The sequence below is a fragment of the Methanoregula sp. genome, assembly GCA_041645435.1.
Lineage (GTDB): Archaea > Halobacteriota > Methanomicrobia > Methanomicrobiales > Methanospirillaceae > Methanoregula.
The window spans coordinates 286,178-301,640 of the sequence record JBAZQB010000003.1; the positions used below are offsets into that span (position 1 = coordinate 286,178).

A 15,463-nucleotide genomic window follows, 5' to 3' on the forward strand; every position below is an offset into this window, starting at 1 on the left:
TCTTACTCCTTCTTTGCACCAGTGCGGAACTTCGGGTGGTACTTGTTGATCAGTTCACGGTCGATACGGGTCAGCTGCTCAACGGGTAACGATGAGAGCAGTTCCCAGCCGAGGTTTAAGGTATCCTCGATGGTACGGTCCTCATCGTATCCCTGGCGGACAAAACGGCTTTCGAAGAGATCGGCGAACTCTAAGAGCAGCCGGTCACGTTCGGAAAGGGCATCCTTACCGACGATGGCGACGAGGCCACGGAGATCGTTGCCTTCTGCGTACCCGGCGTACATCTGGTCGGAGACCTTCTTGTGATCTTCACGGGTTTTTCCTTTCCCGATACCGAGGTTCATCAGACGGGAGAGCGATGGCAGCACGTTGATGGGTGGGTAGATACCCTTGCGGTGGAGATCACGGTTGACCACGATCTGGCCTTCGGTGATATAACCGGTAAGATCAGCAATCGGGTGGGTGATATCATCACCGGGCATGGTTAAGATCGGGATCTGGGTAACTGAGCCCTTCTGACCCTTGATCATACCGGCACGCTCGTAGAGGTTGGCGAGATCCGTGTACATGTATCCCGGATAGCCACGGCGACCGGGCACTTCTTCACGGGCTGCACCAATCTGACGGAGCGCTTCACAATAGTTGGTCATATCCGTGAGGATGACGAGCACGTGCATACCGAGCTCGAAAGCAAGGTATTCAGCAGTGGTCAGGGCCAGCCGCGGGGTGATGATACGCTCGACAGCCGGGTCATCTGCAAGATTCAGGAACACGACCGCACGTTCCAGCGCACCGGTGCGCTCGAAGTCCTGCATGAAGTAGTTCGCTTCTTCCTTCGTGATACCCATCGCAGCGAATACTACTGCAAAGTTCTCGGTTGAGCCGGGCACCTTTGCCTGCCGTGCGATCTGCAGCGCAACATTGTTGTGCGGGAGACCTGCACCCGAGAAAATCGGGAGTTTCTGGCCACGGACAAGGGTGTTGGTCCCGTCGATCGTGGAGATACCGGTCTGGATGAAATCGGCCGGCATGCCCCGGGCGTACGGGTTGATTGCAGCACCGTTGATGTCGAGGCGCTTTTCCGGGACAATGTCAGGGCCGCCATCGATAGGCTTACCGCCACCGGACAGGATGCGTCCGAGCATCTCCCTGCCCACGGGCATCTTGATGGTCTCGCCCGTGAACCGGACACCGCTGTCCCTGCCGATACCGGCAGTGGTCTCGAAGATCTGGACAACGACGAGTTCGTCGCTCGTGTCGAGCACCTGGCCGCGCTTGGTTGTGCCATCGGCAAGAATTATATTAACGAGTTCGCCGTAGGCAATCGGCTCGGTCTTTTCAACAAAGACAAGCGGCCCGGCAATCTTGCTTATCGTTCTGTATTCCTTCATGCTGCCGACCTCAGTGTGTTGAACTCATCGTCCATCTGTTTCATAATCTTCGCCAGTTCGGGTTTGTACTCCTTGATGAACTTGATCTGGGCCAGCTCATTCTTGGCTTTGACCGCATTGATCTGGGCAGGGCTGACACCGACAAGCTGGGCTGCGTACGAGAGTTCTGCGTATGTCTTGATAGCCTTCATCATGTCATACTGTTTCTTCATATCACAGAAGGTGTCGACCGAGTCGTATGCGTTCTGCTGGAGGAAGATCTCACGAATCATACGGGCAACCTCAATAGTCACCTGCTCAGATTCGGGCAGGGCGTCGGAACCGACGAGCTGCACGATCTCCTGGAGTTCTGCTTCTTTCTGGAGGATTTCCATGGCCCATGAACGGATAGTATTCCACTCAGGGGAGACTTCCTTGTCATAGTAGTCATGGAGGGCTTCGAGATACAGGGAGTACGAGTTCAGCCAGTTGATAGCCGGGAAGTGCCTGCGCTGGGAGAGCTTTGCGTCCAGCGCCCAGAAAACCTTGACGATACGCAGGGTGTTCTGGGTGACCGGTTCCGAGAAGTCTCCCCCTGGCGGGGATACTGCACCGATAACCGAGACGGAACCACGGGCCCCGTTGAGGGTCTTGACAAGTCCTGCACGCTCGTAGAATTCCGAGAGCCGGGCCGCAAGGTATGCCGGGTATCCTTCTTCACCGGGCATCTCTTCGAGACGCGAGGAGATCTCACGCATTGCTTCTGCCCAACGAGAGGTCGAGTCTGCCATCAGGGAGACGTCATAGCCCATATCACGGAAATATTCCGCGATGGTGATACCGGTATAAACCGACGCTTCACGGGCTGCCACGGGCATGTTGGACGTGTTTGCGATGAGCACGGTCCTTTCCATAAGGGGCTTACCGCTCTTCGGGTCTTCGAGGTGCGGGAATTCCGTAAGAACTTCCGTCATCTCGTTGCCGCGTTCTCCGCAGCCGATATAGACCACGATCTCTGCATCCGACCACTTTGCCAGCTGCTGCTGGGTAACGGTTTTGCCGCTCCCGAACGGACCGGGAATTGCGGCGGTACCGCCTTTTGCGATCGGGAAGAGACCATCGAGGATACGCTGACCGGTGATCAGCGGGATCGTCGGGTTCATCTTCTCTTTCACGGGGCGGGGGACACGGACCGGCCAGCGCTGGATCATCGGGTACTCGCGACCGTCTTCGAGAACACAGATGATCTCGTCGATCGTGTAGTCTCCGCTCTTGATCGTCTTGACTGTCCCCGGCTTTGCATTCGGGGGGAGCATGACCTTGTGGACGATGTTGGTCTCCTGGACTTCTCCGAGAATTGCACCCGGCTCGACCTTGTCGCCGGCCTTGACGAGCGGCTTGAAAATCCATTTCTTGTCGTGGGAAAGACCGGGCGCAGTGACACCACGCTCGATGAAGTTGCCCATCTTGTCCACAAGTACGGAGAGGGGGCGCTGGATACCATCATAGATACTGGTCAGCAGACCCGGACCGAGTTCAACTGCAAGCGAAAGACCGGTATTCGAGACCGGTTCGCCGGGCCTGATGCCGGAGGTATCTTCGTAAACCTGGATGATGACACTGTCACCCTGGATCTTGATGACCTCTCCCATCAGCTCTTCTTTGCCGACCTTCACCACATCGTACATGTGGGCGTCAAGGTTGACTGCCGTCACGACAGGGCCGGCGATTCTTTTCAGAACCCCTTGTTTCTGTTCTTTAGATTGTTTGGTTGTTACTTCCACAGATCAACACCCACCGATCTCTTGATTCTCTCTCTCATGGTCAGACCCCCTTCTTCCTCGGCACCGATCGCAATCACGGTCGGTTTTACGGAATTTTCCAGAGTCGCGCGAAGCCTGCGGGGTACTTTTTCCATGTCGCTGCTGTTGAGTACGAGAATAGCAACCTCGCCATCCTGCAGCACCCTGGTGATGTATTCATTGAGTTGTTCATCGTTCTCGGCAGCATAGGTCTTGCGGATACCCGCAAGCCTGAAGCCGAGAATGAACTCACTGTTGCCGATAACTGCGATCTCCATTTACATCACCAGGTATTCCGCGATCTTCTCAGAAGGCAGCTTTGACTCTTTTCCTCTGGCGAGCGCCCGGAGATTGAACACCTCGTACTTCTTCTTCTCGAGATAGACGAGAATCGGATGAATGGAGATGGGATGGCGCTTGGACATCCGCTCCATCTGTTCCAGCTGCACACGGGTGAGCCGCACTTCAACATCACGGATCGTTTTTTCAGTCCTCATCTCATCAAGAAGTGCAATTAATGCCTTCTGGCGAATTTTCCCTTTGAGTAAATCGATAAATTCATTCTGGTCCTTTAAGGAATTCAGGGTGGCAAAATCAACAACTGATAACGATCCTCCCTGAATATACATGGACCGGGCATCTTCCTCAAAGGTATCCGCACGCAACCGGAAAAGGGTCTTGACATTCTTGATATCAATTTCGAGCCGGATGAAATCAAGGAACAGGTTTCCCCCTTTGATTCCACTCTCCGCTTCGGCAATGATCTCTGCGTAGAACTGTTTGTAGAGCTCATTTTCCAATCGTGAAAAGGACCCACTTTCCTTTGACAGGGGATATTCACGTGTGAATACCTGCGGATACATCCGGTATCCCTTGAGCATTTCTACAATCTTGTCTAAACTGTCCTCTGCCAAAAGGCGATCCAGAATAACCCTGTCAAGACTTCCTGCGGGAATAAGGATCTCTTTAATCTTACCGGTTTTCGCACCCTGCATTTTACCCCGGAGGATGGTGAGTACATTCTGGATATCCCAGCGACGGAGATATGCCTGGGTAAACTGTTTTAAGGTTCCTGGCGTGATCTCCTGAATCTTCTGGTACTCCTTTGCAAGGTTCCAGGAGAGTGCAACTTCAATAAGGTCGATTCCCTTAAAAGTCGTACCCAGCTCATCAATCTCCTGCTTGTAATCGGTCTCACCTATGAAACGGGTGATCTCGGGGAGGTTCATGTTGAGCATCCGCATATACTCCTCCCTCGGGAGCAGGGTTGTTTTTCTCACCCGCATCCTGGTACAAACATAGATGTACGGTGCTGCAACAAGCCTCAGGCCAGCCATACGTGTACCTCCTTATCCAAACAGGATATCAGATGCATCTTTCAACCCGGATTCCCACACCTTTGCAAGGAATGTGCGATAACTGTAATCAATCTGCAACGCTGCTCCTTCACCTTCGATAATGACTCCGCCATCGATGTTGACCGGGTCACCCAGCTTAAATCCTGCAAAATCGGGATTCCCGGCAATAATCGCTTTTGTTACTGCCATATCCCGGGTATTACAGTAGACCTTTCCCTTTGAGATCTCTTTTTTGGCCTCGGTGAGGAGTTTTTTGATGGCTTCTCGATGGAAGCTCTCAGGGAGTCCGGCAATCTCCTTTCTGGTTGCTTCGTAGACCTCGTCTAAAAGCGCCTTTTGCGAATTCAGGATCTCGCGTTTGCCAAGAAGGTTTGCTGCAGAGACATCCTGGCTAATGATATGGACGGCCTTTTTTTCAGACTCGGCCTCTGCGGCAAGTTTGATCTCTTCGACCCTCTTGTTTGCATCTGCCAGGATCTTGTCAACATCCTTTTTTGACTCCGCCTGGATCCTTACTGCTTCGCTCCTGCCTTTTTCCCTGATCTCTTCTACAACGGCTTCCAGTCCCATTGTCTGCTCCGGGTTATACGAACAAGAGCAGGAGAGCGACGACCAGACCGAAGATAACGATGGTTTCGGGAATAACGGTGAAGAGCAGTGCAAGACCAAACATATCCTTATTTTCGGCGGTTGCACCGACTGCGGCGGAACCAATTGCCATCTCTGCAACACCGGCACCGATACCAGTCAGACCGACTGCGATACCTGCACCAAGTGCCTTCATTCCAATCTGCGATGCCTTGATCTGTTCAACGGTCATTCCAACATCTACTGCTGCTACTAATTCTGCTGCCATAATTTAGTCCTCCGTAAATCTTCTTTTCATTCCGAACGGAATGTACTTAACGCCTCCACCTTTGTAGAATTTGGTGAAGAATTCAACATAATGCAACCTGATCGAGTGGAGTCCTCCACCCAGGATACCTAAGACTGTGTTAAGGGCATGTCCTAAAAGGAACACGACAAGTCCGGCTATGATGATGAAAATACTGAAAATGGTAAAATTTTCCAACTGGGGTTGAATGAACATCCCAATGGATATAAAATTGACGACCATCGCGATGGCTACTGAAGAGAAGCCAACCGCAACGATACGGGTATAGGATAATACGTGCGAGATAATCGACGGAAGTTCAATAACTTCAAGTACTGATTCGCGGGCTATGAACAGCACACCCAGAAGGATGAGTACTGCACCAAAAACTCCGCCGAAATTTACAATTGATACAACCCCGGGAAGCCCGGTCAGGTTGGGCATAAGCGGCAGGGGGGCAATCGACCAGATTACGACAAGGAGGCCCCACATAACCGCGAGCCAGCCGACGTTGGCCAGCATGGTCTTGTTCCGGTGCTCGCCATGGTCCTGGCGTGCATGGTTGATAATGCCAAGGATACGCCCGACCGTGATATGCAAAACACCGATCCAGATGGCAAGGACCATCAGATCCGGAATCATCGGACCATGAGCACCATGCTCTACCATAAGGTGGCGGGAAGGCATGATCGGATTCAGGCCCGGAATTGCAAAACCAAGGAACTCGCTGAAGAGCAGGCCAAAGATGATAGTTGAAATGCTCGCGTTCCTGAGCACAGTGAGCAACTGCCGGCCTTCTCCTTCTTTGAAAATTTTCCTGAGTCCCAGTGCCATCGCAAGGAGAATCAACCCATACCCCACATCCCCAAGAATCAATCCGAAAAACAGGGGGAATACAATCGATACCATCAGGGTCGGATCGAGCTCGGTATACTTTGGACGGCTGTAAACGTCCATCAGCACCTGAGTTGGTTTTGAAAACGACGGATTGTTGTACTCAACAGGCACACTGTCATGTTCAAAGTCAATCGGTAAGACGGTGACATAGATCTTTCCGCCGGTTATTTTGACAAGGGCATTGGTTATCGCATCAACGCTATCAGAGGGAACCCAGCCTTCTGCAACGAAGGTCTGTTTTGTGGTTGCAAACCGCAGCGGGGCTTCAGTCTGCTCCACTTCAGCTTTTAAAAATTCCTCGCACGCTACGAGAAAACCGCTGTGCTTCTGTCGGACATCATCCAGTTTCTGGTGGATTTCCGCAATCTCGGTTTTCATGGTGGAGATTCCAGCGGTGTAATAATCGATACGTGCCTTCGGAGAACCAGTCTCCTCCGGGACAGGTACTGATTGGAATGCAGCCTCCTGCAATGCCCGTTCAACCTCGCTGCGTTCTCCAACTGGAGCGACAATCACAATGAAATTCTTGTCTTTGCCCGGGGAATACGAAATTTCGCAGGGCACTGTAAGGGTGACCTCGTGGGCCACATAGCCTGCAAACACGGTAAAACCCGTATACCCGCGATACAGGTCCAGATCCACCGGTAAGGTAAGAAACGGTGTGATCTCGGCAATTTTCTGCTCGTTCTCCTTTACCCGGGCATCCAGCTGTGAACGCCGAACCGTCAGATCCTCTACTTCTTTTTCAAGAACCGGAAGGTCACGTTCAATTCTGGATTGCAATTCTGCCCGGGTGCTGGGCTTTGCAACATCAATGTCATCTCCCTGGATGGAGGTGGCATTTTCTATTGCCCGTATCTTAACGAGATCAACAGATGCTTCGCTTGCTCCTGAAAGAGGCGTGCCGATCTTAAAGCCCTCATAACCCTCTGCACCTGTTTCAACGTACTCCTCGATATGAAACAGATGATGGCGATAGAGTTCCGCAACAACCGGGGCCATCTGGTCCCGGGAAGCGGCGATGAGCAGCCGGCTCATCCGTTTAGGCGCTAACATGCAGCTGCTCCTTAAACCGCACAACCAGCAGCTGCACTGCTTTTGAAAGGTTCTTCCCGCCTTTCTCTTTCAATGCCGCTGCGCGCTGATTGCCATTTTTTATGATTTCAGCGTGCTTAAGGGCCGCCTGGTGCCGTGCTTCTTCCAGTTTCAGCTTTTTGTATTGTTCAGAATTACTCTGCGCTTTTGCGACCAGATTATCAGATTCCAGCTCAGCCTGGGAATGCTTATGCTTCTTCTCTTCCTGGGCCTTGCTGATCATCGATTGGTACTCTTCTTCAGCTTTCTTGATGTCTTGTAGGACCTCAGTCTTCATCCAACCCTCCTCTCACGGCAGTACAATAATTGGTGAAAAAAGGAATATATGTATTGTTATTTACGATTAGGATTGTATCGACCGTAAAAAACTACAAAAAACAGGGATAATCAGGAAAATTGGGCTTTTATCTGGCAATTTACTCTTTGGAGAGATATCCCTGCTGGAACCGGAGAGATCTCAATTCCCTGCTCTGTACCTTTGAGGGTTATCCCAGCGAGTTCGTCATTCGAACAGATCAGGTGCTGTTCCGGGTGTGTACCACGCTGAATTGAACAATTGGTAGAGATCTCCGGCGCAACGGATACAACATATGAGATCCGTTTTGATCCCGGGTGGCCTTTTGGAAGTACAAGAAGTGGCATATGATACGCTCTTACGAGTTCGATGAGCATCATTGCCGGTTCAACAGCCCCACCTTCGGGTGCGGAAACCACCACAAGATCCCCGGGTGTTACTCCCTGGATATATTCATCGATCTGGGTTTCAATACACAGGGCAAACGCGGTCCTGGTTTTTGCAACCAGTAAAAAAGAGTCCCTTCCAGAAATGAGCAGGAGCTCATCATCAAGAGGGAAATTCATATTTCAGTCACGTCTTCTGACTGGCAGCTCGGACAGATGGGGTTTTTCCCGATCCCCTTGAATCGCTCACTGCATTCATTGCAGCGGTAATTTTTCGGTTTTATCCGATCCGGGGGAATATCGATATCCATAGGCCCGCCAACACTACACATATACCGGTCACCTCACTACGTCATCTTCTCTGCATTATTTAATTCTATCTGAAGGGGAGATCTTTTTCATTATTTGCATTTTTTGTCATAAAACGAGTACAACATTGAAGATCACCAGGGTGATTATGACAAGGACACAGGAATGTTTTATGCCTGATTCAAGCGACACCTCTCCCATCTGCCCGGCAATAATGCCTGAGAAGAGTGCCTGAATTAGACATGCATGATACAGAATCCGGTTGATAGTCTGCGTCGGAATCGATCCAATACCCGATAATGCCCCGGATGAGGGAATGCCCGTAGTCGTGATATTCGCAAGCACCGGGAGGAACTGTGTGCATAATACTGCTACGACAAAGAGGAATACAAAGAACGAAAGGTACACAATCGCGGTGTAGATAAACATCTCGATAAGGCGCTCTTTTTTCAGCACTTCACTCATCTTTGCATCGCTTGCGGCAATCGATAGCACGACAGAGATCTGCCCGCTCATCTCGCTTGCTTTGGTAATGAGGGTCACGGTACGTGCAATTGAGGGAGTGCTGACCCGTTCCTCAAACCGCATCAGGGCTTCAGAAAAATTTGCCCCCCAATCCATATCCCGCTTTATTTTCCGTATTTCATAGCTCAGGAGCCCCAGGTTGGTATTTACCATGATGCTGATAGCCTGGGCGATTGTAAGTCCTACCTGGTTGATGCCAGCCATTCGTTCAAGGAAGTCAGGGATAAGAGACTGGATTCCCAGCACTTTACGGGAATATATCTCGTAAAATACCGCATAAGGGATAAGAACCATGAGGAGGGCGATAACAATGTGATCGTCAACGACAGAGATGTAAAGTTCCAGATTTTTATAATGGGGAATACTCAACAGCACGACCCCGATGTATATGAGAGCAAGGGGTACCGTCACATAGAGGGTATGATTCACATTATTCACAAAATTCTCAAACGGGTGCTTGAGAGAGAAGATCAGGTCTCTGAGCTGATCGTATTTTTTCATTTGTGAATGCAGCTGCTCATCGGTCTCCTTTTTAACAATGGTGATTTCCGAAAAGGTGTGAAGCCACTTTGCTTTTACGTACCGCTCAGTCTGTTCCGTCTTTATAGACATGAGGTCCAGAAGAAGAATGAATATTACTGACCCGATGGGGATAATCGCATAGGTTAATACTGCCAGCTGGAGAACCGCACTCCCGCCCATCATCCCCATAACCACCATGATAATTATCAAAAAGAGCGGTCCTGCAACAAAAAGGGTCACATAAGATTCTGCAACCATGGACAGGACATTGAGAAACTGTTTTTGCTCTAATTTTGCTTCTTCCTGGTACGTCTTTACCCGCATGGCGAGGAACTCTGACATGTCCCCTCCGCTTTCAATAATTGAGAGGAGATCCTCAAGAAAATTTTTTAGTTTTTCTGAGGGGGTGGTCTCAGACAGATGCTGGATAGCGGTAACAACATCATACCCAAAAAAATCTGCATCTCTTACGATCTGGCGAAATTCTAACGCAACTTCACCATAAATATTTGCCCGATCAGACAGCGATCGAAAGATTGTCATGAGCTGGGCACCCCCGCGTCTCATCGCATACATGTAAGCCACTGCATTGTGCAGGGTCAGATTGATCTTTATCGAGCGGTTTCTCTTCTCGATAACAGGCATGCGAATCATGAGACTATAGGCAAGGTATGCACCGATAGAAAGCGCAACAATGATCACGAGCGCCGTAATATATTCTGATGGATAAATGGTATTGAAAAAGACCGGTAACTGGATATTAAAGACATTATAGATGCCGATTCTCCCGCTCGGCATCTGCAGGCTCAAAAAGGGGCTGATTAAGTACCCCAGGAGGGCAAAACAAAAGCCAGCCACGAGTGTGATCTTCACCGATCGCCAGAGATACTGTTCGAGGGTTATCCCCATTCTGGCGGATATCAGATCTGAACGTAGGCTCTCATACCGTTGGGGGTCGCGTTCTACCCATTTCCGGAGGTAGTTCCTGACAATCATTGAATTACCGCTCGAAGATCAGAGACATGGGCCAGCACTTCTTTCGCATCGATATGATATGCATGGAAAAGGGATGCAACCGAGATGTAATCCTTTATACCCTGTTTTCTCATCTCTTCGAGAAGATTTTTCCGGATTGCAATCTCAGCCTCAAGCTGTTCACGGGTCCACCCTCGTTTTTCTGCGATTTCTGAATAGATCTGGGAGCGCCCGGTGAAATTTATCTTGTCATGTATGGGATCATACACAAAGACGTTATTGACACGCAAATTGCCGGTTGATGGGTCCATGCCGGCAATCTCGACAACTTCCTGAACGCGGCGGACGCGCTCTGTTCCATGGTAGATTAATCCCTGCACGCTGATGATATTGAGAGCCTGAACCATGTTCCTTGGGACATTCAGCGGTTCACTTTCCAGACGGTGAATTGCTGCATCGATACTGCCTGCATGCATGGTGGAAAAGGTGGTATGCCCGGTATTCATAGCCTGGAAAAGGGTCTGGGCTTCAGCACCCCGCACTTCTCCAACAAGGATGTACTCGGGGCGTTGTCGCATTGCAGCCCTTAACAGATCAAACATTGTGATGGCATTGCTCCCTTCAGAAAGGGCTTCACGGGTGACACTGGCAATCCAGTTATCATGATAAAGGGTGATCTCACGTGTGTCTTCAATACTGACTACTTTGGCAACCGGAGGGATGAAAAGAGAGACGGCATTTAACGATGTGGTCTTTCCCGATGCAGTTCCTCCGATAAAAACGAGGCTTTTATTGTTCTCAATCGCCATCCAGAAGTAGGCAAGTGCTTCTGCACTGAATGTACCAATCTCAATGAGTTCTACAGGAGAGAACGGCTCCTCCCTGAATTTACGAATCGTGAAGGAGGTTCCCCGCGTAGTCACTTCAGAGCCAAACGTCAACTGGAGACGCGAGCCATCGGGGAGTGTTGCATCAATAATAGGAGATCCGGTTGAGATGTGTTTGCCCGATCGCTGGGCGAGGGTGATCGCGAGCGAGTTGAGAGCATCAGATTCAAACATAATGTTTGTTTTGATATTCCTATAGTGCCGGTGATAGAGGAAGAGCGGAATTTTATTGCCATCACAGGAAATATCCTCCAGTTGGGAATCTTTCATCAGGGGATCGATGCGCGACCAGCCTAAAAAATTCCGAATTAAAAAATACTGGATCTTATGGCGGGAGGATCGTTCAATTTTTACGCCATAGTCATCGATGAGTTCATTCATCTTTTCTAATAAGAGGTGCTGCCGATTTTTTCTGATATCCTTTGACGACAGGATCAGGACACACCTCAGGTCCTCATACAGTCGCTCAAGCAGTTCATATTCAAAATCGGACAGAGAGGGTTCGAACAGGAGGTACTCCCGCTGGTTGGTTTTTTTATTCAGGGCAATAATGATAAGCGAACGTCCGTTTTCGATCCAATACTGGTCGATCTGCTCATACATATCATCAACATTCGCTTCTACAAGCGTACCGTCCCGTTCAAAATCATATTCGTCGATAACTGATCTTTTAGTACCCTTCAGGAGGTGAAAATAGTGGAGGTAGCCTGAATCAGGTTTTCTGGGTTCCGGTGCAAGGATCTTCTCTGCATACCCACCAGTCGCTTTTTTCTCTGGAACCGTGGGCTCTTGTGCTGCCGTTCCCACATTAGTTTTTTTAAACGATTTTAAGAATTCAGAAATATGCATAATGCATAACTCCCCCCCCATAAAGGTACAGTCAGTCCCGAATTATAATTCGGGAGATCATTCTATATAATTATGTGTCATTATGAGAAATTCAGGGATTATTATCTCTTTTCCCCCACACCTCGGATTATTGTGCCAGAAGAACAGATATATTTATAATACTCACCATAAGAGTTTCTGTGAAGAATAGATCTTTCCATCAATATGGGGTTTTAGATGCAGGAGTATGCAAGTAAAAAGATGCCAACCGGGATCTCATCGCTTGATCCGATTCTTGATGGGGGGGTTCCACCGGGTTCTGTCATTCTTCTCCTGGGTGATCTTGGAGCGGGTAGCTACGATTTTGTTTACAGTTCGATGGCAAATTTATTGGATGTTAAAAAAAGTGGTTCATTACAGGACAAACTCGTTCCAAAAGAGCTCCGGTATATAACGTTCACCCGGCTGAAAGATGATGTCCGGCAGGAAATCATCCAATCACTACACTTCGATAATATAAGTCAGCTTGTAGATTTGATCCAGTTTGATGATCTTTCCGAACTTTATTTTGACAAAAGTATGGTTCCCGATGAATGGTACAGCCGCAGTGATATCATAACAAGATTACAAAAGCGCTCGGGGCATGAAAACGTCCTTGTCCATCTCTCAGAAGCAATTAATGCCGCACAACCGGAAAGTCTGATCGTTCTGGATTCCATCACTGAAATTGCTACCCAGTCAATTACCCGTAACAGCTGGTCCGATCTGACGGGTTTTTTACGGGGGTTGCAGCGGATGTCAAAACAACGAGGCATTACAAGCTACCTGCTGCTCAGCCAGGGTATTCTTGACTCTGTGAAAGAGAGAGAACTTGCAGACATTGCAGATGCGGTGATGCTCTTCAAATGGGAGGAGAGCACCGGTGCCCGCAGGCAGCGGGTGATGTATTTTGAAAAGTTCAGGGGAGTAATGCCCCACCTGGAGGAGCGCGATCTGGTAAAATTTGCGGTCCGTATTTCGACAACAAGTGGTTTTGAAGTGAGCAATATCCGGATGGTTATATGACTGCCGAACGGGTTAAGGTGGGAATCCTTGGTCTTGACGACATGCTGGGTGGGGGGTTGATCCAAGGCAGCATCTGTGCGATTATCGGCACGTACGGAACGGGAAAGACTACCTTTTCTCTTCAGTTCGTCTGGGACGGACTTACAAGGGGAGAGCGTGTCATCTACATCAGCCTTGAGGAACGCGAGGAGAGAATCCTCACCTACATGAAACAGAAAGGATGGGACATCGCACCATTTTTGAACAAAGCCCTGTATGTTATCAAGCTCGATCCTACGGATTTCAATGTTGCCAACAACCGGATCAAAAACGAACTGCCAAAACTGATCGAAGAAGTGAAGGCCAGCAGGGTGGTGATCGATCCGATCTCCCTGTTTGAAGATCTCTTCGATACAGACTCTGAACGAAGGCAGGAGATGTACAGGTTTATTGAGGGGCTCCGTGACCGGAACTGCACGATCATGATGACATCAGAAACACACCGGGATAACGTGTTTTCCAGCCGTCACGGGCTTATTGAGTACCTTTCTGATACCGTGATTCTGCTCCGGTATGTCCGCCCCTCTGATCTCACCGATGTTCACCTGGCACTCGAGGTGGTCAAGATGCGTATGTCTGCCCATTCCCGTGAGATTAAGCCATACGAGATCGAGCAGGATCAGGTCATGGTCTATTCAGAAGCAAATGTGTTCTAGAGATCAGTGAGTGGAATGATCAAATTCTTTTTGACCGTCCGGAAGGGCTGCAGAAAAATGTGGCCGTGCGTTGTTCAAAATTTTTTTATCAGAACTTGAATTTATTTTTCAATCAAACCTTGATGAAAAAATGTTAACCGGACTTTGATTGAAAAAAAATAGCCGGACCTTGCTCAAAATTTTCCAGTCGGATCTTGATTTAAAATTTTTAGGCAGACTTTGATTTTAAAAAATAAATCAAACCATGTTTGAAAATTTGTAACCAGACTTTGATTTTATTTTTTTAACCAGACCTTACTTAAAAAATTTCAATCAGAGTTTGATTTTGATTTTTGAACCAGACTCTGCTCAGAAATTTTCGATCGAACCTTGATGAAAATTTTTAATCCGGACTTCGATTGGAAATCGCTACCGGTTCCCGATTACATTTTTTTTAGTTCTGGAGATCGCACGGGGATTTGACGCTCTTGGGGGTTCCGGCGCTTTCGCGCCTCCACCCCCGCCGCGTGGGCATCCCCCATGTAGCGATCACGCTCCACGGGGTTGAAGAAAAAATGAAAATCGTAGGGGGTCAAGGGGTGCTCCCCTTGGGGTGCTTCCCCCTCTGGGGGAGTGAGGGGGTCACACTCGCTGCTACCGAAGAGAATAACCAAACGATCGAGAAATGGGTTTTATCGATCCCTAAAAAAAAAAGGTTAGGACCGGGGGAATCCCCCCGGCCCCGTTTGTTCTTAGTGCATTACTTTGGGTTGTTTCCGCCCGATTCCATGTGGTCCAGTACCCGGTCCCACACTACCAGCATTCCCGGGATGATCACGTAGGCGAGCAGCCCCGTCCCGAGGAATGCTCCCATGATGATGAGTTCGTTGTCCATCTTCATCATCCCAGTGCGGTTATGGTGTCTGCCCAGGTCTCGACCCGGCTCCGGATGGCTTCGTCCGTGTACGAGGTGAGGGTCACCTGGTCGCGGCTGAAGTTGACGGAGTAGATCTCGCCGTTTGCATCGTGGCACCGCAGGGTTGTTGCGTACTTCTCGTTGTCGGAGTCCCGGAAGTTTGTTCCCCCGAAGGTTGTCTTCAACTGGACATCGTCCTTGATCTGGTTTGCGGCGCTCGTGAAGGCCGCGATGGTGGATGCCCGGATGGTAATGACCGCGATGGTATTTGCCTCCGCGTCCTGGTACACGATCCGTGCGGTGTAGCCCTGCTTGCTCTTCTCTACGGGTGCGTGGCTTACTCCCGATGCGTTGTAGGAAACGCACTGGAAGGGGTTGTTCGTGATGACCCCCTGAACAATGTTGTCAAAGGCCGTCACGTCGGCTATCGGTTCGACGATCTTCCGAACCGCGCTCTTGGTTGTGCTGCTGATGCTAAAGTCTGCCATAATTTATCACTCCTTTTTGTTTTTTTCCTTGTCCTGGTTCCTCCCTGGCCGGGCCGGTGGTGCGAGCCGACCTCCGCGTTTCGCGACCTGGATCCTCTGGATCCGTGGTGCGAGCAGACGAGGGCTCTGAGCGGTCCGTGCCATACTGGTCTCTCCTGGATTTGGCGGGACCCACGGTGGGCCTCACCGTGTCCCGA

The 15,463-nt window shown here is 49.7% G+C and carries 17 protein-coding genes; 2 read left to right on the forward strand and 15 right to left on the reverse strand.

Going from position 1 to position 15,463, the window contains the following annotated elements; all coding sequences use genetic code 11:
- Window positions 1-2 precede the first annotated feature (2 nt).
- The 12 genes from WC593_08100 to WC593_08155 form a co-directional block, all read right to left on the reverse strand.
- Window positions 3-1,391 carry an ATP synthase subunit B gene (locus WC593_08100; protein MFA4825106.1) on the reverse strand — a complete coding sequence of 463 codons (1,389 nt, stop codon included), beginning with the start codon at window positions 1,389-1,391 and terminating at the stop codon, window positions 3-5.
- Entirely contained in the window at window positions 1,388-3,154 is a 1,767-nt protein-coding gene (locus WC593_08105; protein MFA4825107.1) for an ATP synthase subunit A, read from the reverse strand. The genes WC593_08100 and WC593_08105 overlap by 4 nt, the downstream gene beginning before the upstream one ends.
- Window positions 3,145-3,450, reverse strand: coding sequence for a V-type ATP synthase subunit F (locus WC593_08110; GenBank protein ID MFA4825108.1), 306 nt, complete (start codon window positions 3,448-3,450; stop codon window positions 3,145-3,147). The genes WC593_08105 and WC593_08110 overlap by 10 nt, the downstream gene beginning before the upstream one ends.
- Complete coding sequence (locus WC593_08115) at window positions 3,451-4,509, reverse strand: V-type ATP synthase subunit C (protein MFA4825109.1); 1,059 nt, start codon at window positions 4,507-4,509, stop codon at window positions 3,451-3,453. It abuts the gene before it with no gap.
- Window positions 4,510-4,521: 12 nt separating this feature from the next.
- Window positions 4,522-5,100 (reverse strand): V-type ATP synthase subunit E family protein, encoded by a 579-nt coding sequence (locus WC593_08120; protein MFA4825110.1) that lies wholly within the window; start codon window positions 5,098-5,100, stop codon window positions 4,522-4,524.
- A 13-nt stretch (window positions 5,101-5,113) separates the two neighbouring features.
- On the reverse strand, window positions 5,114-5,386 hold the full coding sequence (locus WC593_08125) for an ATPase (GenBank protein ID MFA4825111.1): 273 nt from the start codon (window positions 5,384-5,386) through the stop codon (window positions 5,114-5,116).
- Between the two features lie 3 nt (window positions 5,387-5,389).
- Window positions 5,390-7,357: a V-type ATP synthase subunit I gene (locus tag WC593_08130; GenBank protein MFA4825112.1), complete on the reverse strand. Its 1,968-nt coding sequence runs from the start codon at window positions 7,355-7,357 to the stop codon at window positions 5,390-5,392.
- Entirely contained in the window at window positions 7,344-7,673 is a 330-nt protein-coding gene (locus tag WC593_08135) for an ATPase (protein ID MFA4825113.1), read from the reverse strand. Before WC593_08135 ends, WC593_08130 begins: the two co-directional genes overlap by 14 nt.
- A 110-nt stretch (window positions 7,674-7,783) precedes the next feature.
- Window positions 7,784-8,257, reverse strand: coding sequence for an alpha/beta hydrolase (locus WC593_08140; protein MFA4825114.1), 474 nt, complete (start codon window positions 8,255-8,257; stop codon window positions 7,784-7,786).
- On the reverse strand, window positions 8,254-8,409 hold the full coding sequence (locus WC593_08145) for a hypothetical protein (GenBank protein ID MFA4825115.1): 156 nt from the start codon (window positions 8,407-8,409) through the stop codon (window positions 8,254-8,256). Before WC593_08145 ends, WC593_08140 begins: the two co-directional genes overlap by 4 nt.
- Window positions 8,410-8,494: 85 nt before the next feature.
- A complete protein-coding gene (locus WC593_08150; GenBank protein MFA4825116.1) occupies window positions 8,495-10,429 on the reverse strand; it encodes a type II secretion system F family protein in 1,935 nt (644 codons plus the stop codon).
- The gene (locus tag WC593_08155) at window positions 10,426-12,144 is read right to left on the reverse strand and encodes a type II/IV secretion system ATPase subunit (GenBank protein ID MFA4825117.1); all 1,719 of its coding nucleotides are present in this window, start codon (window positions 12,142-12,144) and stop codon (window positions 10,426-10,428) included. The genes WC593_08150 and WC593_08155 overlap by 4 nt, the downstream gene beginning before the upstream one ends.
- A gap of 216 nt (window positions 12,145-12,360) precedes the next feature.
- On the opposite strand from WC593_08155, the gene WC593_08160 reads away from it, so the two are divergent.
- Both WC593_08160 and WC593_08165 read left to right on the forward strand, forming a co-directional pair.
- Window positions 12,361-13,188: a hypothetical protein gene (locus WC593_08160; GenBank protein ID MFA4825118.1), complete on the forward strand. Its 828-nt coding sequence runs from the start codon at window positions 12,361-12,363 to the stop codon at window positions 13,186-13,188.
- Entirely contained in the window at window positions 13,185-13,883 is a 699-nt protein-coding gene (locus WC593_08165) for a KaiC domain-containing protein (protein MFA4825119.1), read from the forward strand. Before WC593_08160 ends, WC593_08165 begins: the two co-directional genes overlap by 4 nt.
- Before the next feature lie 739 nt (window positions 13,884-14,622).
- Here WC593_08165 and WC593_08170 read toward each other — a convergent pair.
- The 3 genes from WC593_08170 to WC593_08180 are packed head-to-tail and all read right to left on the reverse strand — an operon-like array spanning window position 14,623 to window position 15,410.
- The gene (locus WC593_08170) at window positions 14,623-14,757 is read right to left on the reverse strand and encodes a hypothetical protein (protein MFA4825120.1); all 135 of its coding nucleotides are present in this window, start codon (window positions 14,755-14,757) and stop codon (window positions 14,623-14,625) included.
- Window positions 14,758-14,762: 5 nt separating this feature from the next.
- On the reverse strand, window positions 14,763-15,266 hold the full coding sequence (locus WC593_08175) for a hypothetical protein (GenBank protein MFA4825121.1): 504 nt from the start codon (window positions 15,264-15,266) through the stop codon (window positions 14,763-14,765).
- A gap of 6 nt (window positions 15,267-15,272) precedes the next feature.
- Window positions 15,273-15,410: a hypothetical protein gene (locus WC593_08180; GenBank protein ID MFA4825122.1), complete on the reverse strand. Its 138-nt coding sequence runs from the start codon at window positions 15,408-15,410 to the stop codon at window positions 15,273-15,275.
- Window positions 15,411-15,463 lie beyond the last annotated feature (53 nt).